The organism is Hyunsoonleella rubra, assembly GCF_042684665.1.
In the GTDB taxonomy this organism is placed as follows: domain Bacteria; phylum Bacteroidota; class Bacteroidia; order Flavobacteriales; family Flavobacteriaceae; genus Jejuia; species Jejuia rubra.
The window spans coordinates 100,512-122,810 of record NZ_JBHULY010000014.1 but is presented as its reverse complement, the minus strand read 5'-3'; the positions used below and the strand labels follow the sequence as shown (position 1 = coordinate 122,810).

Here is a 22,299-nt window from a genome sequence, read left to right as displayed (position 1 = left end):
CTCGTAAAATTTTAAAAGAAAGACATTTTATATATGGATTACGCAAAAGAATTTGAAAAATTCGCCATAAAAGACCAAGGTATCAGCAGCACGTATTACAACAAAATCATTAGTAGTATGTACCCTGTGGGTTTAACGCCCAATATTATTGAGGAACGCCAAATGAATATCGCCATTTTTGACGTATTCTCGCGTTTGATGATGGATCGTATCATCTTTTTGGGCACTGGCATTAACGATCAAGTGGCCAATATTATTCAGGCTCAGTTGTTGTTTTTGGAGAGTACTGATGCTACGAAAGACATTCAAATTTATATCAATTCCCCGGGGGGAAGTGTGTATGCCGGTTTAGGTATTTATGACACCATGCAGTTTATAAAACCTGATGTGGCTACCATTTGTACAGGTATGGCAGCCTCGATGGGCGCCGTATTGCTTTGCGCCGGAGAAAAAGGCAAACGTAGCGGACTGACCCACTCGCGGGTGATGATCCATCAACCAATGGGAGGGGCGCAAGGCCAGGCCAGCGATATCGAAATTACAGCCAAAGAAATCTTGACCTTAAAAGAGGAATTATACCGTATCATTAGTAAGCACTCGGGTCAGGATTACGACAAAGTTTACGAAGATAGTGATCGCGATTATTGGATGAAAGCCGATAAAGCCAAGGAATATGGTATGATTGACGAGATTTTGTCAAGATAGTTAAATATTTTTTGTAATTTTATCAGTTCCAAATGAAGCACGAAGAAATAATTTGCTTCCCTGAAAACCCAATGATTAATGGCAAAAGAAGAATTAGAATGCTCGTTTTGCGGTAGAAAAAAACCTGAAACAAATCTCTTAATAGCTGGCCTGGACGCCCACATTTGTGATAGGTGTATAGAGCAGGCGCACGGGATTGTTTTAGAAGAATCTAAACAAAACGACAATAATGATCTTTCCGCAGAGTTAAAACTCAGAAAGCCTCAACAGATCAAGGCCTTTTTGGATGAGTATATCATCGGTCAGGAAATGACCAAAAAGGTGATGGCTGTTGCTGTCTACAATCACTACAAGCGTTTGTTGCAAGCGCCTTCAAATGATGATATCGAAATTCAAAAGAGCAACATCATCATGGTGGGCCAAACGGGAACGGGTAAAACCTTAATGGCCAAAACAGTTGCTAGAATGCTTAATGTGCCTTTGGCTATAGTGGATGCTACAGTTTTGACTGAGGCCGGTTATGTGGGTGAGGATGTAGAGAGTATCTTAACACGTTTGCTTCAAGCTGCCGATTACAATTTGGAAAAAGCCGAAAAAGGGATCGTCTTTATTGATGAAATAGATAAGATCGCAAGAAAAAGTGATAACCCTTCTATAACCCGTGATGTATCTGGTGAGGGGGTGCAACAAGCTTTATTAAAACTTTTGGAGGGAACCGTTGTAAACGTACCGCCAAAAGGAGGAAGAAAACACCCAGATCAAAAATTCATCGAAGTAAATACTGAAAACATTCTGTTTATTGCAGGTGGTGCTTTTGATGGCATTGAACGCGTAATTACAAAACGTTTGAATATGAAAGCGGTAGGTTATGCGGCTTCTATGTCTGATGAGGTGATAGATCAGGACAATCTGTTGCAATATATTATTCCGAAGGATTTAAAGGATTTTGGGTTAATTCCTGAAATTATCGGAAGATTACCAGTGCTTACCTATATGGATCCGCTTGATGCTAAGACGTTGAGGGCGATTTTGACAGAACCTAAAAATGCCATTATCAAGCAGTATAAAAAGCTGTTTGCCATGGACGATATCGATTTTAGTATAACGGATGGAGCTTTAGGTTTTATCGTAGACAAAGCTATCGAGTATAAATTAGGAGCGAGAGGTTTGCGTTCGCTTTGCGAAGAAATTTTGACCGATGCGATGTTTGAATTGCCAAGTAGCAACGACAAAAAATTGAACGTTACCAAAGCTTACGCGGAGGACAAATTGACCAAAACAACACTGAAAAAACTGAAAGCGGTTTCTTAGTAGAAGACATAAATTAAAAAGAAAGCATTCTGATTTTCAGGATGCTTTTTTATTTTTGAGCAGATTTTAATTGAAAGAAAGATGTGCAAGTTTTTTAGACGATGGTTTAGATTGAAAAGGACTTCACATAATGAAGACCTTATGAAGAAGTTTTTAATTGTTGGTTTGGGCAATATTGGCGAAAAATACCAAGAAACACGTCATAATATTGGTTTTAAAGTTTTAGACCATTTTGCCTCCAAGGAAGATGTCTCTTTTGAAACCCAAAAATTGGGTGATGTTGCCACATATAAATTAAAAGGGCGAACCTTTATTTTCCTTAAACCAAGCACCTTTATGAACCTTAGTGGGAAGGCTGTGCAGTATTGGCTCACTAAAGAAAAAGTGCCATTGGAAAACCTTTTGGTCGTAACCGATGATTTGAATCTCCCTTTTGGTAGCATTCGATTAAAAACCAAAGGAAGTGATGGGGGGCATAACGGCTTAAAGGATATTCAGGATAAATTAAATACAACCAAATATAACCGGTTCAGATTTGGAATTAGCGATGCCTTTTCCAAAGGTAGGCAGGTGGATTATGTCCTGGGAGAATGGACGGAGGACGAGTATTCTAAACTTCCAGAGCGTCTCGATAAATCAGCAGAATTGATTAAATCCTTTGTCCTTTCAGGGGTAAATAATACGATGAATACCTTTAATGGAAAATAGGGAGGCCTACTCGATAGCAATTTTGCGGCTGGATGTCCTCTGGCCGTCACTTACTTTCAAAATATAAAGCCCAGATTGAACCCGCCCTAAATCTATAGTTTGTTCAAATTTGCTGGTACTTTTGAAAGTTTTGCCATAAATACTTCTGCCTCGCAAATCATAAACCTCAATATTGACGGTGTTGCTTGCCAAATTGGCCTGTAGTTGCACATTGAAATTGCCTTCTGACGGATTGGGGAACACTTTTAGTCCAGTAAATCCATTAAAGTCATCATTGCCCAGTACTACAGTTGTAATACAGAATTCTACGTACCAGTCATTCAAGGTGCCTGTATCTCCAGCAAAACCATCGCTAACGGAAATTTGCCAATTACCTTGACTATCAAGGCCATCAAAAATGCTTAAAGTATTTGCAGGAATATATGTGCCATTTGTTGGCGAAGCACATGCTACTGCCGACCCCTCATTATCAAAAATGATATCAAAATCTTGATAGCCGGGACTATTAAAACAGTTTTCGTTCCATATTACGGAGGAGGTGCTGCCATTTGGGTGTTCTAAGGTGACGATTAAATCACTGATGTAGGTATGTGTGACATCAACATTTGTTTTGATACTGCTTATTGTTCCGCTGTCCGGAACATTAATAATATTTGTAACAGTATTACCATCGGTAATGGGTAAATTCAAATTGGAATTTGAGGCGTATTGTTGGTTACATGTGGTTGTAACGATATATCCAATAGCAAAATCCTCAGTATTCACGGCATAATAAATATTGCCGACAGGTTCAATCATAATCCTACAGAAGGGTGCTGCAATATTGGGGACGGTTATAGTTTCGGATCCGTCGTTTGGGGTGTTCGAAGCCAATACAGTACTAAAAGTTTCTCCACCATCAGTTGATAATAGTATATTAATGTTAGACGTGTTAATGCCATTTGCATCCGTTCCGGCCACGTCCCAAGTAATGGTTTCGGAAGTGTTTTGGGTCCATTGGATACCATTAGTATTTTGAGATGTAACTACAAAAGGCCCCACAGGGTTAGGGACTGTACCATCAACAACCTGTATTTGCATTCTGTCATAGCTTGATTGTCCTACAGTTGTACTCGCCGGATTTCTATCCCTTACGGTTAATGCCCAATTTAGCGTTCTATCCACTGTGGCTACGGTTTCCCAATCGCTTCCCAACCCCGGATTCGTTTGGGTAATATTACCTTCCAGTACACTGCTTAATCTTGGGATATACCTGTCGGGCGAGGTGGAAGGAGGCAAGGACCGATTCATGGAACTGCTGGTCAATGTTGGCCCAAAGTTTTGGTAATCCGTTTTGCCGCTATCGGTTTGTTCCCAACAATAGGTCAGTACGTCGCCAGAATCCGCATCTGTGGCACTTCCTTTAAGCACATATGGCGTTCCCGCTGGAATTACAAAATTGCTCCCTGCATTAGCGCTTGGAGGATTATTCGTTAGAGCCGAAGTGGTCTGACAACTTTTTGTGGTCAAATTATCCAAAATCTGCTTAATGCTGTGGTAATGGAAATAAGGGTCGCTATCAGAAGCCACATCGTCTGGTCCTGTAATACCAGCATAAGCCATTAAGGTAGAGCCACTTCCTGGTTCAGAGTTTACATTGGTGCCCGACTCGGTATCAAAGGCCCAAGTATGGTTGGCTCCCATTTGGTGACCTATTTCGTGGATAACATAATTTAAGTCAAACGTGTCTCCTTCTGGGACACCGTTTGGAGGTGAGGTGTAAGCACTTCCTTTATTTAAGTCCATATCGTCCGAGGTGTTGTCATCCCTGCACACACAGCCAATACAGCCTGCGCTCCCACCACCGCCGTCATCACCAAACAAATGCCCGATATCATAGGCCGCATTACCAATGGTTGAGGATAAGGTATTCTGCAATTGCAAACTCCACCCATTGAGGTTGTCGGAATTACTTTCGTCCGTACCAACACTTGGGTTCGAATAAGGATCCGTGGTACTGTTGGTATAAATTAATTGTGTGGCATTTACCAGTTGAAAGGTGACTGCCATGTCTGCTTCAAAAATTCCATTAACCCTTGTAAGTGTGGCATTAATACCCGCCAAAGCACCTCCAACTGTTCCGCCGTGGTAAGCTGTGTATTCCCCAGTAGTTGAAATAGCTATCCTAAAGGTCTGAAGCGTTTGGTCATTGGCACCGCCTTCATCTATTTTTGCGTCACCCGATTTTGAAGCTTTTGTTTTTAATGTTTCTATGGTATTACATTTGAACCCGGCAAGCTCACCTTTTTTATCACCTTTTTGGTATACTAGATATTGCTCAGAACCTCTTTCCAAAGGTTGCATAAAAACCATAGGTTTACCTGCATACGAAATCATGGTTTGAATACCGTTAGGCGAAACACTCATGCGCAAACGCCCTCCCGAGCCATCAATAGCGTAGCCTACATAAGATTTAATATCTGGGAATTGGACTGCTAATTCTGGTGAAAAAACAGACCTTTCCTCAATTTCAAAAGCTTGTATTTTGCCATTTTCAGTTGGAATACTAATTGTTGTCGTTCCGTTTTTATTGGTGCTGGCCGACGCTAATTTTTGTAAGAATTCCGTTTGATTTAAACTAAAATAATCCACCTCCGTAGATTCCAAATTTAGTTTTGAAAGGGCTTGATAATTCTGAATGCTTTTTACTTTGGTCCAAGGAGATTGCTGTCCATAAACAGAAAAGACGAGCAAAAACATTGCAGTTGAAAAAACATAATGTAGATTTGTTTTCGTAACCATTTTTGGGGCTTTTTTATTAACAAATCTAGTTTTTTTTGCTGAATTGAGCAATTGACAGAATTTCATGGGCAAAGTTGTAAAGGTAGAAACCTATAGATCCGAAGAACCAACTATTGTGACAATTGGCACTTTTGACGGCGTGCATATAGGCCATCAAAAAATAGTAAAACGGTTGATTATGGTTGGGAAGAAAGAAGGCTTAAAATCTGTCATTCTTACCTTTTTTCCCCACCCGAGAATGGTGCTACAGAAAGATTCCGGGATTAAATTGATTAACACTATTGACGAGCGAAGTGAGATTCTTAAAAATCTGGGGTTGAATTATTTGTTGATTAAAAAGTTCACAAAGGAATTCTCAAGATTAAGTGCTGAGGAGTTTGTTCAACAAGTGCTGGTGGATAAATTAAATGCTAAAAAAGTCATTATTGGCTATGATCACCGATTTGGAAGAAATAGAAATGCCGACATCGAAGATTTAAAAAAATATGGCGAGATATTCGGTTTTGAGGTTGAGGAAATTTCGGCTCAAGACATCAATGACGTTGCCGTAAGTTCAACAAAAATCAGAAGGGCCCTTTTGGAAGGCGATTTAAGAAAGGCCAATAAATACCTGGGCTACGCGTTCATGTTGACCGGCACAATAATTAAAGGCAGGGGTATCGGTAAAACTTTGGATTTTCCAACTGCAAACCTAAGTATTGCCGAAGATTATAAGTTGATTCCGAAACATGGGTCTTATGTTGTGAAGTCAGAAATTGATGGTATAACGGTTTATGGCATGATGAATATCGGCATTAATCCCACGGTTAATGGAGAAAAGGAATCCGTCGAAATTCATTTTTTCGACTTTGATGCTTCTATTTATGGTAAAGAACTTCAAATTGACCTGTTGGAACGGATCCGCGATGAGCAAAAATTTGATTCCATTGAAGATTTAAAAGTACAACTTCAAAAGGATAGGGCATTTTCCCTACAATATATAGCCAAATTCCATGCTGAATAATTGGCTGTTTAAATATATTGACAATTCCCAGCTTGTTATTTTTAGAATATTTTTTGGCCTTTTGTGTTTTTTGGAATCCGTTGGGGCCATTGCCACTGGCTGGGTAACCCGTGTGTTGGTAGAGCCAAAATTCACCTTTACCTTTATTGGTTTTGAATGGCTCAATATATTTCAAGGGCCAGGCATGTATGCCTACTATGCCTTCATGGGGCTTTTTGGAATATGCATCATGTTGGGCTACAAATATAAGTGGAGTATGTTTGGCTTCGCAGTGTTATGGGCGGGGTGCTATTTGATGCAAAAGTCGTCTTACAACAACCACTACTATTTGTTGATGCTAGTCAGTGCTATCATGGTATTTTTACCTGCTAATCACGATATTTCCATTGATGCAAAACAGAACCCGAAACTGAAAACCAATGCCATGCCCCAATGGTGCCGATGCGTGTTTATTTTGCAATTATTCATCGTGTACACTTATGCTTCGGTAGCCAAGTTTTACCCAGATTGGTTGGACACTTCGTTTATCGAGCTTTTAATGAAAGGTAAAGCGCATTACTATCTAATTGGAGATCTATTGCAACAAAAATGGGTGCATTATGTGCTGACCTATGGCGGGATTTTATTTGATGGCTTAATTGTGCCGTTGTTACTCTTTAAGCCTACAAGGAAATGGGCTTTCATCATTTCTATAGGGTTTCATCTATTCAATTCTATTGTGTTCCAAATAGGGATTTTTCCATATTTGGCTTTGGCGTTTTATTTGTTCTTTTTTGAACCAAAAACCGTTCGCAGCATTTTCCTTAAAAGGAGGCCTTTTTATGAAGCCGGTGAAATTAAATTTCCCAAATTTCGGGATGCTTACGTTGTATTGTTTTCAATATATTTTATGATTCAAATTGCATTGCCGTTGCGACACCATTTTTTTCAGGATGATGTGCTTTGGACCGAAGAGGGGCATCGCTTATCGTGGCGGATGATGTTAAGGGCAAAAAGAGGCTCAACGATTTATACCGTAGTGGACAAGGATTCAAAGGAAAGAATCATTATCAATCAGAATGATTATTTGACCAAAAAGCAACAACGAGGTGCTGGCACAAAACCGGATGTGATTTGGCAGTTTGCCCAACATTTAAAAACCGATTTCAAAAGCAAAGGACAAGATGTTGCGGTATATGTTCAAAGTAAGGTAAGCGTTAATGGTAAACCCTTTCGGGACTTTATTGATTCTGATGTCGATATCGCAAATACCCCTTGGGAACCATTAAAGCACAGCGAATGGATTTTGCCTTCAAAAAAAGAATAAATACTGCTGTAATTCCTTAAATTTGTCGCTTAAATTTTAAACCATGCTACAAGTCCCATTTATTAGAGAGCACAAAACAGAAGTCATTGAACGCCTAGCAAAACGAAACATCGATGCTGAAAAAATGATTGAGGAAGTGATTGCTTTGGATGAAAAACGACGAAGCACGCAGTCCGAATTGGATAATACTTTGGCCGAATCCAACTCGATTTCAAAAGAAATTGGAGGATTGTTCAAATCGGGAAAAGTGGAGGAGGCGAATGCTCTAAAGGCAAAAACCGGAACGTTGAAAGAAACTTCAAAAACGCTTGCGGAAACGTTGAATACCACGGCGAATGATTTAAAAGAATTACTATATCAAATTCCAAATGTGCCTCATGCTTCAGTACCCCAAGGAAATTCTGAGGACGATAACGAAGAAGTATTTAAAGAAGGCGAAATTCCTGAGTTACATGGCAACGCATTGCCACACTGGGAATTGGCTAAAAAGTACGACATCATCGATTTCGAACTGGGGAATAAGGTTGCGGGTGCAGGGTTTCCGGTTTATAAAGGAAAGGGAGCTAAGTTGCAACGTGCCTTGATTACCTACTTTTTGGATAAAAATACGGAGGTTGGATACACCGAATATCAGTTACCACTTTTAGTGAATGAGGATTCAGGTATTGGTACTGGGCAATTGCCGGATAAAGAGGGGCAGATGTACCATGTTACTGAAGATAATCTGTATTTGATTCCAACGGCTGAGGTACCTGGGACCAATATTTTTAGGGATGTGGTATTAAACGAAAGCGATTTGCCTATCGGCATTACGGGCTATACGCCATGTTTCCGTCGTGAAGCTGGGAGTTACGGTGCCCACGTAAGAGGATTGAACCGATTGCACCAGTTTGACAAGGTAGAAATTATCAGAGTGGAGCACCCATCTAAATCTTATGATGCTTTGGACGGTATGGTAAATCACGTTAAAGGCATTTTAAAAGAACTCAAATTGCCCTACAGGATTTTACGACTTTGTGGTGGCGATACTTCTTTTGCTTCGGCGTTGACTTATGATTTTGAGGTATATTCTACGGCTCAAGAACGGTGGCTGGAAATTTCTTCTGTTTCAAACTTTGAAACCTTTCAGGCCAATCGTCTAAAACTTCGATTTAAGAATAGCGAAGGAAAAAATGAACTGGCGCATACACTAAACGGTTCGTCTTTGGCGTTACCAAGAGTGTTGGCTGGAATTTTGGAAAATTACCAGACTGAGGAGGGCATTTTGATTCCGGAGGTGTTACGTTCTTATACAGGTTTTGATATCATTAAGTAGGTTTTTAACTACAAAAAATATTAAATAATCGATAAAATGCATATTTTTTATGTTGTTTAGCGATTATTGTCGAAATTTCTTTGTGTTTTCTTGGTTATTTAAGACTTTTATGCTAACCAAAATGATTAACCTACTTAACCATGAAAAACGTAAAGCGTATCATCCTGCTTATAACACTTCTTTTTCTGGCTAGTAAAGTTTTATTCTCAGATTTTAGTTTGGAAAAATCTGAAAATGAAGCTGTAGCAGTTGTAAAGAAATAACCCTTTTTTACATACTGATAAAAGCTGTCCCCAATCGAGTGTTGCTGTTATTTTTATAACAGTGGTTTAGTTAATAGAACTATTATTTTGGTTGGTTATGCCCGAATGTTTCGTTCGGGCATTTTTGGTTCAAGTAAAATATATTCATAGAACCACCATTTTAGTATATTTACCCTATGAGATGGATTACCGCCATATTTTTAATTTGCTCCACAGTGGTGTTTTCGCAAAGCGAAATTCTTGCCAAGGAATATTATAAAAATGGAGATTTTGAAAAGGCACTTTACGAGTATAAAAAACTCTATGCCAAATCGCCTTCAAACATCAACCATATCAAGCGGATTATAGACACACAGCAACAGTTAGAGCTTTATGACGAAGCAGAGGCCTTCATCACTAAAATTTTAGGAAGAACCAAGTACCCGGCATTTTATGTGGCTTTGGGTCATAATTATCAGCTGAAAGGGAACGCAGAAAAGGCCAATGAAAACTACACTTCGGCCATAAATAGTCTCATGGTCAACCCCAATAATGCCTTTTCCGTGGCCAGAAGTTTTCAAGAGCATGCCTTATTGGACCAAGCGGCAACCACTTACGAAAAGGCCATGGAATTAAAGCCAAAATTGAATTTTAAACTTCAGTTGGCACAGATTTATGGTGAACAAGGGCATATCGAAAAGATGTTCCTGAATTATATTGATTTTGCGGAGAAAAATCCCATTTCTTTAGGTAATATCAAGCGTGCCATTAATGATTTTATCAGCGAAGACGGTTCCAACGAAAATAACAGTATACTTCGAAAAGTACTTGTAAAAAAAATACAGCAGGATCCCAACGTGCTTTGGAATGAAATGTTGAGTTGGCTGTTTGTGCAACAAAAGGACTTCGGTAAGGCCTTTGCGCAGGAAAAGGCCATTTTTGCCAGGCAACCCGAGAGCCTCTTCAGAATTATTCAACTAGGTCAAATTGCAGTAAACGAAAACCGATATGAGGACGCAAAATCTATTTTCACTTTTGTTGTTGAGAAGGCTCAGGATATTGATACGATTTTGATGGCCTATAACGATTTGTTGCAAATTGAAGCGGAACAAGGTGACGCAACCAATTTTGAAGCACTTCAAACCAAATACTTAGAACTTTTTGATACCTACGGAACCTTTGCTCAAACCTTGGAACTACAGATTGCATATGCCCATTTTTTGGCATTCTATATGAACAAAACGGAAGAAGCTACTGCCTTTTTAGAGGAAACCTTAAAATTGCCCCTAACCGTGCAACAGAAAGCGCAAGTTAAGTTGGAGCTTGGGGATATTTTGGTGTTGCAGGAGGAATTTAACAAGGCGCTTATCTATTTCACCCAAATACAGCGCAACCTTAAAAACAGTACGATTTCACAGCAAGCACGCTTTAAAGTGGCTAAAACCAGCTATTATAAAGGCGATTTTAAATGGGCGGAATCGCAGCTCAAAATTTTGAAATCCTCAACATCACAATTGATAGCCAATGATGCCTTGGACTTAAAACTGTTGATTTCAGATAATAAGTATGAAGATTCTCTACAAACTGCTCTTAAGCTTTATGCAAAAGCAGATTTGTTGGCATTTCAAAATAGAAATGACGAAGCCATTACACTTTTGGACAAGGTTTTGGACGAACATAAAACCGAACCGATTATCCCACAGGCACTTTATAAGCAAGCTGCGCTTTTTGAAAAGAAAAAGGAATTTGAAAGGGCCGAAGCCAATTATCAATACATCATCGAAAATTATAGGGACGGGATTTTGGTGGACAACGCTATCTACAGTTTGGCAGAATTGTACATAAACTATCTAAATCAACCGGAAAAGGCAAAAACCCTTTACAAGGATATTGTGTTCAACCATGAGGATAGCATCTATTTTGTGGATGCACGGAAAAAATTCCGAAGATTAAGAGGTGATGCTATTAATTGATAGTTCGCATAACAGTCTTTATGAAATCGTGGGTTTCCTCGCGGCGTTCTTGACAACAGCTGCTTTCCTCCCTCAAGTCTATAAAACTTGGAAAACCAAAGACGTATCTAGTTTGTCCTTGCCCATGTTGCTCATATTCCTTGTTGGCATAATTTTATGGCTCATTTATGGTATTTTTCTAAACAGTCCCTCCATGGTTTTTGCTAATGCCATCACTGTAATTTCGGCTACTTTACTGATTTATTTCAAAATCCGATATTCGAAAAAATAGCACGCATTTATTCCAAGTTTTTCAAATTGAAAATCCTTCAGTCAAAACTCTATTAAATCGATGTGAATTAGGTAATTATTAATGAACTGTTAAATTTGATATTGAAAATTTATAAAAAACATTGATTTTCAGAAAATTTTCAAATTTTTGAATTAATATTGCACTCTATTTTAAGAGATTTTTTAAAGTTTAGTATCAACATTAAATATCACAGACTATGAAAATTGGTGTTCCTATTGAAATTAAAAACAATGAAAACCGGGTGGGTATGACGCCTTCAGGGGTTTTTGAATTGACTAAAAGAAACCATGCCGTTTATGTTCAAAAAAATGCGGGATTCAACAGTGGCTTTTTGGATGAAGATTATCAAAACGCTGGAGCCATTATTTTGGATACCATCGAAGAGATTTACGATGTAGCCGAAATGATTGTAAAAGTGAAGGAACCCATTGAGCAGGAATATAGTTTGATTAAGGAAGACCAAGTGGTGTTTACCTATTTTCATTTTGCTTCGAGCGAATTATTGACAAAGGCGATGATTGATAGTAAGGCGGTTTGTATTGCGTACGAAACAGTTGAGGATGCCGATGGCACACTGCCATTATTGATTCCAATGTCCGAAGTGGCGGGGCGTATGTCCATCCAACAGGGGGCAAAATATTTAGAAAAACCAATCCAAGGCCGTGGTATTTTACTTGGTGGGATACCGGGAGTGCCGCCTGCGAAAGTCTTGATTTTGGGAGCTGGTGTTGTTGGTGTTCAGGCCGCAAGAATGGCTGCTGGATTGGGTGCCAATGTTTTTATTTTGGACATCAATATGAAAGCATTGCGTCGTGTAAGCGAAACCATGCCAAATAATGTTATTAGTGAGTTTTCTAGTGAATACAATATCCGAAAACATATAAAGGATTCAGATTTAATTATTGGAGGAGTCTTGATAAAAGGAGCAAAAGCACCAAAATTAATTACAAAAGATATGCTGAAAGATATGCGTCCGGGAACCGTAATGGTGGATGTCGCAGTAGACCAAGGTGGTTGTTTTGAAACTACAAAGCCCACTACTCATCAAGACCCGACTTATATTATTGACGAAGTTGTGCACTACAGTGTGGCAAATATGCCAGGTGCCGTACCATACACGTCCACTATGGGACTGACAAACGTTACACTGCCTTACGTCATAAAATTGGCAAACGAAGGCTGGAAAAAAGCCTGCGATACTACGCCATCATTGGCAAAAGGACTCAATATCGTTAACGGAAAAATTGTATATAAAGAAATTGCAGAAGCATTTGATTTGGAGTTTGAAACGGCTTAAATCATTTTATCTGACAAAATTTCATAAATTTAAAATGGTGTAATTATTGCTATCTTAAAGAAGTGATTTGAATACAAATAAAAAATTGAAATTATGTTTGGATATTATATATTAATTGGAGCTATTGCTCTAGTAAGTTGGTTGGTTAGCAATACTTTAAAACGAAAGTTTGACAAGTATTCAAAGGTGCAACTTCGCAATGGTATGAGTGGTGCCGAAGTGGCGCAAAAAATGTTGGCCGACCACGGTATTTATGATGTTGAGGTGATTTCTACTGCAGGTCGATTAACCGACCATTATAATCCCAAGGACAAAACTGTAAATTTAAGTGAAGCAGTTTACAATCAAAGAAACGCTGCTGCAGCTGCAGTTGCAGCACACGAAGTGGGGCATGCTGTGCAACACGCTCAGGCATATAGTTGGTTGCAAATGCGATCCACTTTAGTGCCAGTTGTAAGCGTAAGTTCTGGGATGTCTCAATGGCTAATTATTGGAGGTCTTGTTTTAGGCGGTGCGGCAGGAATGGGTCTTGGCTGGTGGGTAGCTGCATTAGGAGTGGCGATGATGGGATTTGCTACACTATTTAGTTTTATCACCCTGCCAGTAGAATATGATGCCAGTAACAGGGCATTGGCTTGGTTGAAAAATAAAAATATCGTCACGCCTGAAGAATATATAGGTTCTCAAGATGCTTTAAAATGGGCTGCAAGAACCTATTTGGTAGCTGCCATTGGTGCTTTGGCTAACCTATTATATTGGGCCTTGCAGGTTTTTGGAGGTCGCGATTAACCATAAATACATAAAACCTAAAAGCTCTGAAATTCTTCAGGGCTTTTTTTTGTTTCTTTACATTTCTTTTGAATCCCATGGAAACACCTTTAGATTATTATAAAAAACACCTAACCAAATATCAGGCCGAGGTTAAGACTTTAAAAAAACGACTTACCAAGTTGAGTTTCTTCAGAGTTTTGGTTTTTGTTGCAACCGGTTTAGCTTTATATCTCTTTTTTGAAAGATGGCAAATTGCCTTGGTTTTAGGATTGGTAGGAGCTGGAGTTTTTCTTTATCTGCTTTCAAAATATACCGATGCAAAACATTTGAGGGATTTCAACAAAGCTTTGGTAAACATTAATGAAGATGAAATCGAAATTGCCTCGGGTAACTTTCACGATAGGGCGGATGGTAAGACTTTTGAAAATCCAAGCCATCAATACAGTTTGGACATTGATTTGTTTGGCCGAGGTTCGTTTTTTCAATATACCAACCGGACAACTATAAATGAGGGTACGCAACAACTTGCTCAGGCCTTATTGGCTAACAAAACAGATGGAATTAAAGTAAGGCAAGAAGCCATTAAAGAACTGGCTTCCAAACCTGAATGGCGACAGTTTTATACTGCTTCGGCCAGCTTGATAAAAGTCGAAATCCCAGCCAAGCTCATCATCAATTGGTTAAAGGATTATCAATCTTTTTTACCAAAAGCCATCAAATGGTTGCCAATTGGTTTTTCAGCGATTTCAGTTCTTATGTCCGTATTGACGATATTCAATTGGATTGAAAATCAGATGGCTATCGTCTATTGGTTACTCTTTGGCCTCGCTATTTCTGGGGTTTATGTAAAGAAAATTAACCAATTATCTTCCAATACCGACAGACTAAAAGACACCTTTAGGCAATACGCCGTTTTGTTAGATTACATTGAAAAAGAAACGTTTACATCCGAATTGTTATTGGAAAAACAAAGCAAGATTCAATCTGAAAATGAAAAAGCATCGCATATTTTTAAAAGATTATCAAAATCTCTGGGTGCGTTGGACAATCGAAACAATTTTTTAGGAGCAATATTTGGCAATGGCCTCTTTCTAATGGATATTAGAAATAGTTACAACATTGAAATGTGGATTGAATCTTATGCCAGTAAAGTATCCGATTGGTTTGAGGTGGTTTCGTTTTTCGATGCCTATAATTCATTGGGGAATTTTGCATTCAATCATCCCGAATACGTTTTTCCCCATATCAGGAATAACAACTGTGTCATAAGAGCGACAAATTTGGGCCATCCATTGCTGGATAGTGACAAACGTGTGCCGAGCGATTTATCAATTAATGAAGAACAATTTTTTATTGTCACCGGAGCAAATATGGCAGGCAAAAGTACGTTTTTAAGGACTGTGTCCTTGCATATTTTGATGGCCAATATGGGGTTGCCGGTTTGTGCTACTTCGAGTGAATATACACCCGTAAAATTGATAACAAGTATGCGCACTTCGGATTCCCTAACGGACGATAGCTCTTATTTCTTTTCCGAGTTGAGCCGATTAAAATATATCGTGGACGCCATTCAAAAGGAGTCTTATTTTATTGTTTTGGATGAAATTCTAAAAGGCACAAATAGTACAGATAAAGCTATTGGATCAAAGAAGTTTGTTGAAAAATTGGTAGCTTCAAAGGCAACCGGAATTATTGCAACGCACGATTTAAGTTTATGCGACATCGAAACAGAATTAGACGATGTGAAAAACTATTATTTTGATGCTGAAATCATCAATGATGAACTGTTTTTTGATTATAAATTGAAACAGGGAATCTGTCAAAATATGAACGCCTCCTTTCTTCTGAAAAAAATGGAAATCGTTTAAGTTTTTCTTTTTAAAAAAAAAGTGACTTTTCTCATGTATCAGTGTCCAAAACACAAACGGATTTATTACAATGAAGAATATATTAAGACTTTTGCTTTTAGTGATTTTTTTAATGATTGGAGTGTCAATAAAAGCTCAAGAGATTACAGTGAACGAAGTGGTTTATGAGGTCAAGAAAGATTTGATTTTTAAAGATGGGGCGGATGTTACTAATACCTTAACTCCCGAGGAAAAAACAAAAATCAGGTCTGCTTTTGAAAAGCAACAATTGCAGATTGAAGAGGCTGATCGGGCAGAAAAGAAACTGGAAAAGGCAGAAAAAGAGCAAAAAAGGGCTGAAAAAAAGCAAAAACAGGCTGAAAAAGCCCTAAAAAAGAAGCAAAAGGCGCAATCTAACTTTGAAAAAGCTACAAAAAAACACCAAAACGCGACTAAAAAATACGAGAAGCTAAAAAAGAAAGGCAAACTTTCCCCACAGGACGAGCAAAAGTGGCTCGAAAAAATTGAAAAGTTAAATACCAATGTAGCCAAAACCAAAAGAAGGCTTTAATAAAATGGACTTTGGGTTTTGCCCAAATCCAGTTGGTTTACTTCAAATTAAATAATATCTTAAGAGTTCAAAATATATTGCTTTTGGACTCTTTTTTATATGATATAACCATTGTGGGTGGCGGCATTGTCGGTGTAGCTACAGCATATAAAATTCAACAAAAATACCCCAACTTAAAACTACTTCTTATTGAAAAAGAAAATGGTTTGGCTACACATCAAACTGGAAATAATTCCGGTGTTATCCATTCAGGTTTGTATTACAAGCCTGGTTCTTTAAAGGCTAGATTATGTGCGGATGGCAGACGACAGTTGGTGAACTTTGCCAAAAAGCACGGGGTAGCGCACGATGTTTGCGGAAAAGTTGTTGTCGCTACAGGAAAAAGTGAATTACCTTATTTGGACAAAATTTTCAATAATGGGCTTCAAAATCAAATTGAGGGCATCGAAAAAATCAACGCCAATCAAGTGAATGACATTGAGCCTTTTGTAAAAAGTATCGGGGGCATTTGGGTGCCATGCACGGGAATTATTGACTTTAAAGGGGCAACAAAAGCCCTTGCTGATTTGGTTATTGCAAAACAACCGGGAAGTAAAATTGTTTTAGGCGAAGAAGTTAAGGCCTTTGAGCATCAAACTAAAACCACTTCAGTCATTACTTCAAAGGGAAGTTACACCACAAAGCATTTGATTTTCTGCGGAGGCTTGCAGTCTGATCACCTTGCGAAGAAGGACGGGGTGAAATCGAAACGACGGATTGTTGGTTTCCGGGGGGATTATTATAACCTTACTGAGGAAGCAAAACACAAAGTGAAAAATCTAATTTATCCCGTCCCCAATCCTGCTTTTCCCTTTCTGGGTGTGCATTTTACAAGGATGGTCAATGGGGACGTCGAATGTGGGCCAAATGCAGTCTTAACGTTTAAGCGTGAAGGCTACGGAAAAACCGATTTCAGTTTAAGGGATACGATGGACGCGCTTTCGTACTCCGGGACATGGAAACTGCTGTTCAAGCATACGAATTTCGCCATTAATGAATACCGGCGCGCGTTTTCAAAAGCATTGTTTTTAAAAACACTTCAGCGTTTAATTCCATCTTTAACTGCCGAAGATATCGTACCGGGAAGAGCTGGCGTCAGAGCCATGTTGTTAAAAGAAAACGGCGAAATGCAGGAAGATTTTGAAATTGCATATCAAGGCCGAAGCATTCACGTGCTTAATGCACCATCGCCAGCGGCAACGGCGTGTTTAGCTATTGGTGACGAAGTTTGTGCAATGGCTTCTAAATATTTTAATTTGAATTAGTTTACATTTATCCTATGCAAGAGGAACTAAAAATAGCATTGCTACAGTCTGATTTGGTTTGGGAAAACCCCGAACAAAATCGAATAAATTTCACAACTAAAATTGAGGAAATCGATGATGACGTCGATTTAATTATCCTGCCCGAAATGTTTACTTCAGGGTTCACAATGTATGCTGAAAAGGTTGCCGAATCCATGCAAGGTGAAACCGTAAAATGGATGCAGAATTTGGCCGAAGTAAGGGGTACGGCTATTGTTGGTAGTATCGTGATTTCTGAAAACGAAAAATTTTATAACCGACTCCTTTTTGTAGAGCCATTTGGTAAAATATCCCACTACAACAAACGGCATACCTTCACTTTGGTAGGAGAGGATAAAGTATATACCGCAGGTACAGAAAAAGTCATTATCGATTACAAAGGATGGAAAATTTGCCCAATGATTTGTTACGATTTGCGGTTTCCCGTTTGGTCCAGAAATGTTGAGGATTATGACATTCTTCTTTATGTAGCCAATTGGCCCATCCCCCGAATTGATGCTTGGGATACACTATTGAAGGCCAGGGCTATAGAGAATATGTGCTATTCTATCGGGGTAAATCGGGTTGGTGCGGATGGTGAAAATATTAACTATAATGGCAGTTCTTCCGCTTATGATGTTTTGGGGCAAAAACTGACTTCAATTACTTTGGGTAAAGAACATACGGAAGTCATCACGCTTCAAAAGAAACACATTAATCGCTATAGAAATCGGTTGAAATTTTTGGACGACCGGGATAGCTTTAGTTTAAAGTAAAGTTTGTTTCGGTATCCCATCCTGCCCGTACTGCTGGATCCAGTTTTGTTTCAGAATGTTTTACGATTTCAGGTTGGGTTTTTTCAAGATAATTGCCCGTATCATACTTTTTGTTACCGTTGGCATCAAAAATCACCCTAATGTAGTAGTCACCTGGACTGATATTTAAGAAGTCAATGGGGTGCCGTTCAGTAGCATATTTTTCATAACGTACCTCACCTTGTTGTGTAGTTAGCTGAACGATTATGGGATACACGGCATTTTGGATATTTAGCCTAAAATTACCATAGCTATCCTTTTTTTGGGTTCTGAAAGAGTGTTTTATGGTATCATTGGTTTTTCCATAAAAATCTGTTAGGGCATCGGGATAAAAACCAAAATAATACTCGTTGGATTCCGTTTTATCAAAAGTGATAGCATACGTATTTGCGAGGGAATCCAAAGGTTTAATGGTAAACTCTACTGCAAGCGTGTCCTTATCGATCAAGTCAATCTTCGTTTTATCAATATTGGAAAAAGGGGTATTTCCTGAAATTATAAGGTCTTCTGTATATCGGATACTACCTTGGGGTTCCATTTTTACCAATAGAGAGTCTTTTTCCTTATCCCGAATTCGAACCGTGTATTCTTTTGTGATCTGCGGGTGTTCAATACTCAGGACTAAGGAATCCACTTCCAATTTGGGTTCGTACCAATAGTAAAGTGTATCTGTCTTTTCATCTTTTGTGATGCGATATTTAAAATCCTCGGGCACTTCGGAAATCATGTTCACTTTAATCCCCGTGTAATCGCCTTCATAGCCAATCATGATTTTTTGTCCCGTAACTAGTTGTGGCCTGGAAGGCTTAAAATTCACAATTTCATTAAACAATCGAAGCGAGTAGGAGGAGTCCGTTGGTACATCTATAAATTCATCGTAAAAGGCAATTTGATCAGATTTTTGTTGAAATTTATTGTCTCCATTTTTATCCTTTAGTGCCACCAACAAATATTTGCCCTCTTTTACATTTTCAATAGTAAAAGTGGTCAAGCTGTCCAGTGTATTGGTGATGTATTTTGGAGTTTCTTTGTAAATAATAGAGTCAGTAAACGTTGAGTCTACTTCATACAGCATAACCGATACAAAAGTTTCGGGTTGCCGTTTTAGGGCATCTGTAATATTACCTGTAACTGTCAATGAATCAAGATGATCCCCTGTAGAAAATACATATCTGTAATAGGTGTAGGGGTTGCCCTCGTTATTGTCTTCAATACTATTTCCGAAGTTAAAAGCGTAGGTAGTGTTTGGTTGTAGGGTATCGTAAATCTTAATTTTGATGAATTTGCTCGCACTGCCTAAAGGGGTAATCTCGGGTTGCGTTTTCATTGGGGGCGAAATAATCAACTGCTTTTGCAGGTTTTTGATTTTAATGAACTCATCAAAATAGATACGGATCTCTTTCGCGTCAAAATTGGTAGAATAATTTTCGGGGGATGTGCTCACAATTCTCGGTGGCTCAATATCCTTTGCCCCACCTTCTGGCCTACCAGTATTGGCACAATTGATAACGATGCATCCGATGATAGTAATTAAAACAAAATTGAAAAACCTATTGCCCATTTGCTGGAAAAAAATTTTGCACAAACCTACATAAAATTAGAGATATACTTTATGCTTAAACGCTATTCTTTTTAGGCTATTGCCATTGTGGCTATACTAACTTTTAGGTTTTTGGCCTGGTTCAAAACGGTTATACAAGCTTCGAGGGTCGCGCCCGTGGTAATTAGGTCGTCTACCAATAAAACATGCTTGTTCTCGATGGCAAAAACATTTTTTAAGCCGAAGAGTTCGTTGTTTTTGGTCCAGCGTGCAAAGCGTCCTTTGGTGGTCTGGGATTTGGTGTTGGTAATTTTCACTAATACATCCTCCCTAAATTCAATATTCAAGGCCTCAGCTATTTCTTGCCCAAATTTAGTTACTTGATTGTATCCCCTTTTTTTTAGTTTTTTTTGATGCATTGGAACGGGAATCACCAAATCAATATTTTGATAGGCTTCTACTGTTTTCAATTCGCCACCCAGCCATCCACCTAAAAGCCCACCTATATGTTCCTGTCCTTTATATTTTAAATTATGAATTAGGGTTTGGACGGGGCCATGCTTTTCATATCTAAATAAAGCCGTTCCATTCTCAATTTTTGCCCTTCCTTTTAATACATTTTTGACCGTGTCATCACTATCAAAATGAAAATCCGTAACGGGCAAATCGTGTCGGCAATCCATACAAATCGTATCCTCATTATCGGATAAATTATTGGAACAGGCATGACATACCTTTGGGAAAAATAGATTTACAACGGAGTTTAGCATGAATCGGTTTGATTGAACTGTAAACTTAAGTAAAAAATTGAGGCAAGTCTTTATTTTTCTTGAAACAACCGTTGCAGTTTAAGGCGGTTTTTTATTTTTGCACCTATGGCAAATCAAGACGATACATTTAAGAAGGTCATCTCCCATGCAAAGGAGTACGGGTATGTGTTTCAAAGCAGTGAGATATACGATGGGTTGAGCGCGGTTTACGACTATGCTCAAAATGGAGCAGAATTAAAGAAGAATATCCGCGATTACTGGTGGCGGGCGATGGTGCAGATGAACGAAAATATTGTGGGCATCGATGCGGCGATTTTTATGCATCCTACTACTTGGAAGGCTTCTGGCCACGTGGATGCGTTTAATGATCCCTTAATTGACAATAAGGATTCTAAAAAACGCTATCGTGCCGATGTATTGATTGAAGATTATTGTGCGAAGGTTGAGGGCAAAATTGAAAAAGAAGTTAACAAAGCGGCAAAACGCTTTGGTGATGCTTTTAATAAAGAAGAGTTTGTAACCACCAACGGCCGTGTTTTAGGTTATCAAAAGAAGATTGATGAGACCTTGTCGCGGATGGCAAAATCTTTGGAAAATGAAGATTTAGCTGACGTAAAGGCTTTGATTGAGGAGTTGGAAATTGCCGACCCTATGACGGGAAGCAAAAACTGGACGGACGTAAAACAGTTCAATTTGATGTTCGGCACCAAGCTTGGTGCTTCTGCTGATAATGCCATGGATTTGTACCTGCGTCCGGAAACGGCACAGGGTATTTTCGTTAACTTTTTAAACGTTCAAAAAACAAGCCGTTTAAAAATTCCATTTGGGATTGCACAAACAGGAAAAGCTTTTAGGAATGAGATTGTAGCACGACAGTTCATTTTCAGAATGAGAGAGTTTGAGCAAATGGAAATGCAATTCTTCATCAAGCCGGGTACTCAGGCCGAATGGTATGAGCATTGGAAAGAAGCTCGACTAAAATGGCATTTGTCTTTGGGGATGGGAGCCGACAATTACCGTTTTCATGACCACGAAAAGTTGGCCCATTATGCCGATGCAGCCGCGGATATCGAGTTTAAGTTCCCATTCGGATTTAAGGAATTGGAAGGTATCCATTCAAGGACTGATTTCGATTTAAGCCAACACGAAAAATATTCAGGAAAGAAATTACAATACTTTGATCCGGAGGAAAATAAAAGCTATGTGCCTTATGTGCTAGAAACTTCAATTGGTTTGGACCGTATGTTTTTGGCCGTATTCTCAAATTCGCTTCAAGAAGAGGAATTGGAAAATGGCACTGCTCGAACTGTACTTAAGTTACCAAGTGTATTAGCACCGATAAAAGCTGCTGTGTTACCACTGGTGAAAAAAGACGGTTTACCTGAAATAGCACGAAAAATTGTTGAAGAGCTAAAATGGGATTTTAATATAATCTATGATGAGAAAGATGCAGTGGGAAGACGTTACAGAAGACAGGATGCTAACGGTACTCCATTTTGTATTACGGTGGACCATGATACTTTGGAAGACAATACCGTGACCATTCGTCATAGGGATACTATGGAACAACAGCGTGTGAAAATTGAGGATTTAAGAGAACTAATCAAAAAAGAAGTGGATGTCCGCCATTGGTTAATGAAGATGGCATAGTTCCTAAGAAAGCGGTTCCGACTGGTCGGGATCAGATTTTAAAGCATAAAAAATCCCAAACCTATAAGTTTGGGATTTTT

The 22,299-nt window shown here is 38.8% G+C and carries 19 protein-coding genes; 16 read left to right on the top strand and 3 right to left on the bottom strand.

Going from position 1 to position 22,299, the window contains the following annotated elements:
• The first annotated feature begins 33 nt into the window (after positions 1 to 33).
• The 3 genes from clpP (at position 34) to pth (ending at position 2,724) form a co-directional block, all read left to right on the top strand.
• Positions 34 to 705: an ATP-dependent Clp endopeptidase proteolytic subunit ClpP gene (gene clpP / locus ACFSR8_RS08105; protein ID WP_380290858.1), complete on the top strand. Its 672-nt coding sequence runs from the start codon at positions 34 to 36 to the stop codon at positions 703 to 705.
• Positions 706 to 783: 78 nt separating this feature from the next.
• Positions 784 to 2,016, top strand: coding sequence for an ATP-dependent Clp protease ATP-binding subunit ClpX (gene clpX / locus ACFSR8_RS08100; RefSeq protein WP_186557947.1), 1,233 nt, complete (start codon positions 784 to 786; stop codon positions 2,014 to 2,016).
• 81 nt (positions 2,017 to 2,097) lie between these two features.
• A complete protein-coding gene (gene pth, locus ACFSR8_RS08095; RefSeq protein WP_380290855.1) occupies positions 2,098 to 2,724 on the top strand; it encodes an aminoacyl-tRNA hydrolase in 627 nt (208 codons plus the stop codon).
• A gap of 6 nt (positions 2,725 to 2,730) precedes the next feature.
• On the opposite strand, the gene ACFSR8_RS08090 is transcribed toward pth, so the two are convergent.
• Positions 2,731 to 5,505 (bottom strand): zinc-dependent metalloprotease, encoded by a 2,775-nt coding sequence (locus ACFSR8_RS08090; RefSeq protein ID WP_380290853.1) that lies wholly within the window; start codon positions 5,503 to 5,505, stop codon positions 2,731 to 2,733.
• 64 nt (positions 5,506 to 5,569) lie between these two features.
• Here ACFSR8_RS08090 and ACFSR8_RS08085 point away from each other — a divergent pair, with 64 nt between their 5' ends.
• From ACFSR8_RS08085 to ACFSR8_RS08030, 12 genes are all read left to right on the top strand, one after another.
• Positions 5,570 to 6,508: a bifunctional riboflavin kinase/FAD synthetase gene (locus ACFSR8_RS08085; protein WP_380290851.1), complete on the top strand. Its 939-nt coding sequence runs from the start codon at positions 5,570 to 5,572 to the stop codon at positions 6,506 to 6,508.
• On the top strand, positions 6,498 to 7,814 hold the full coding sequence (locus tag ACFSR8_RS08080; RefSeq protein ID WP_380290849.1) for an HTTM domain-containing protein: 1,317 nt from the start codon (positions 6,498 to 6,500) through the stop codon (positions 7,812 to 7,814). The genes ACFSR8_RS08085 and ACFSR8_RS08080 overlap by 11 nt, the downstream gene beginning before the upstream one ends.
• Before the next feature lie 43 nt (positions 7,815 to 7,857).
• Positions 7,858 to 9,129 carry a serine--tRNA ligase gene (gene serS, locus ACFSR8_RS08075; RefSeq protein WP_380290847.1) on the top strand — a complete coding sequence of 424 codons (1,272 nt, stop codon included), beginning with the start codon at positions 7,858 to 7,860 and terminating at the stop codon, positions 9,127 to 9,129.
• Between the two features lie 140 nt (positions 9,130 to 9,269).
• Positions 9,270 to 9,392, top strand: a complete 123-nt coding sequence (locus ACFSR8_RS08070) for a hypothetical protein (protein WP_380290845.1) — start codon at positions 9,270 to 9,272, stop codon at positions 9,390 to 9,392.
• Between the two features lie 176 nt (positions 9,393 to 9,568).
• Positions 9,569 to 11,344 carry a tetratricopeptide repeat protein gene (locus ACFSR8_RS08065; protein WP_380290843.1) on the top strand — a complete coding sequence of 592 codons (1,776 nt, stop codon included), beginning with the start codon at positions 9,569 to 9,571 and terminating at the stop codon, positions 11,342 to 11,344.
• Complete coding sequence (locus ACFSR8_RS08060; protein WP_380290841.1) at positions 11,331 to 11,615, top strand: SemiSWEET family sugar transporter; 285 nt, start codon at positions 11,331 to 11,333, stop codon at positions 11,613 to 11,615. The genes ACFSR8_RS08065 and ACFSR8_RS08060 overlap by 14 nt, the downstream gene beginning before the upstream one ends.
• A gap of 217 nt (positions 11,616 to 11,832) precedes the next feature.
• Positions 11,833 to 12,933: an alanine dehydrogenase gene (gene ald / locus ACFSR8_RS08055; protein ID WP_380290839.1), complete on the top strand. Its 1,101-nt coding sequence runs from the start codon at positions 11,833 to 11,835 to the stop codon at positions 12,931 to 12,933.
• A 93-nt stretch (positions 12,934 to 13,026) separates the two neighbouring features.
• Positions 13,027 to 13,722 carry a zinc metallopeptidase gene (locus tag ACFSR8_RS08050; protein WP_380290837.1) on the top strand — a complete coding sequence of 232 codons (696 nt, stop codon included), beginning with the start codon at positions 13,027 to 13,029 and terminating at the stop codon, positions 13,720 to 13,722.
• Positions 13,723 to 13,799: 77 nt separating this feature from the next.
• Complete coding sequence (locus tag ACFSR8_RS08045; protein WP_380290835.1) at positions 13,800 to 15,572, top strand: MutS-related protein; 1,773 nt, start codon at positions 13,800 to 13,802, stop codon at positions 15,570 to 15,572.
• Between the two features lie 70 nt (positions 15,573 to 15,642).
• Positions 15,643 to 16,122: a hypothetical protein gene (locus tag ACFSR8_RS08040; protein WP_380290833.1), complete on the top strand. Its 480-nt coding sequence runs from the start codon at positions 15,643 to 15,645 to the stop codon at positions 16,120 to 16,122.
• Positions 16,123 to 16,205: 83 nt separating this feature from the next.
• Positions 16,206 to 17,426: an L-2-hydroxyglutarate oxidase gene (lhgO, locus tag ACFSR8_RS08035; RefSeq protein WP_380290831.1), complete on the top strand. Its 1,221-nt coding sequence runs from the start codon at positions 16,206 to 16,208 to the stop codon at positions 17,424 to 17,426.
• 14 nt (positions 17,427 to 17,440) lie between these two features.
• Positions 17,441 to 18,220 carry an amidohydrolase gene (locus ACFSR8_RS08030; protein WP_380290829.1) on the top strand — a complete coding sequence of 260 codons (780 nt, stop codon included), beginning with the start codon at positions 17,441 to 17,443 and terminating at the stop codon, positions 18,218 to 18,220.
• On the opposite strand, the gene ACFSR8_RS08025 is transcribed toward ACFSR8_RS08030, so the two are convergent.
• Positions 18,207 to 19,844 (bottom strand): Ig-like domain-containing protein, encoded by a 1,638-nt coding sequence (locus tag ACFSR8_RS08025; protein WP_380290827.1) that lies wholly within the window; start codon positions 19,842 to 19,844, stop codon positions 18,207 to 18,209. The genes ACFSR8_RS08030 and ACFSR8_RS08025 overlap by 14 nt on opposite strands.
• Positions 19,845 to 19,891: 47 nt before the next feature.
• Positions 19,892 to 20,569: a ComF family protein gene (locus tag ACFSR8_RS08020; protein WP_380290825.1), complete on the bottom strand. Its 678-nt coding sequence runs from the start codon at positions 20,567 to 20,569 to the stop codon at positions 19,892 to 19,894.
• A gap of 105 nt (positions 20,570 to 20,674) precedes the next feature.
• On the opposite strand from ACFSR8_RS08020, the gene ACFSR8_RS08015 reads away from it, so the two are divergent.
• Entirely contained in the window at positions 20,675 to 22,219 is a 1,545-nt protein-coding gene (locus tag ACFSR8_RS08015; RefSeq protein ID WP_380290823.1) for a glycine--tRNA ligase, read from the top strand.
• The last annotated feature ends 80 nt before the right edge of the window (positions 22,220 to 22,299 follow it).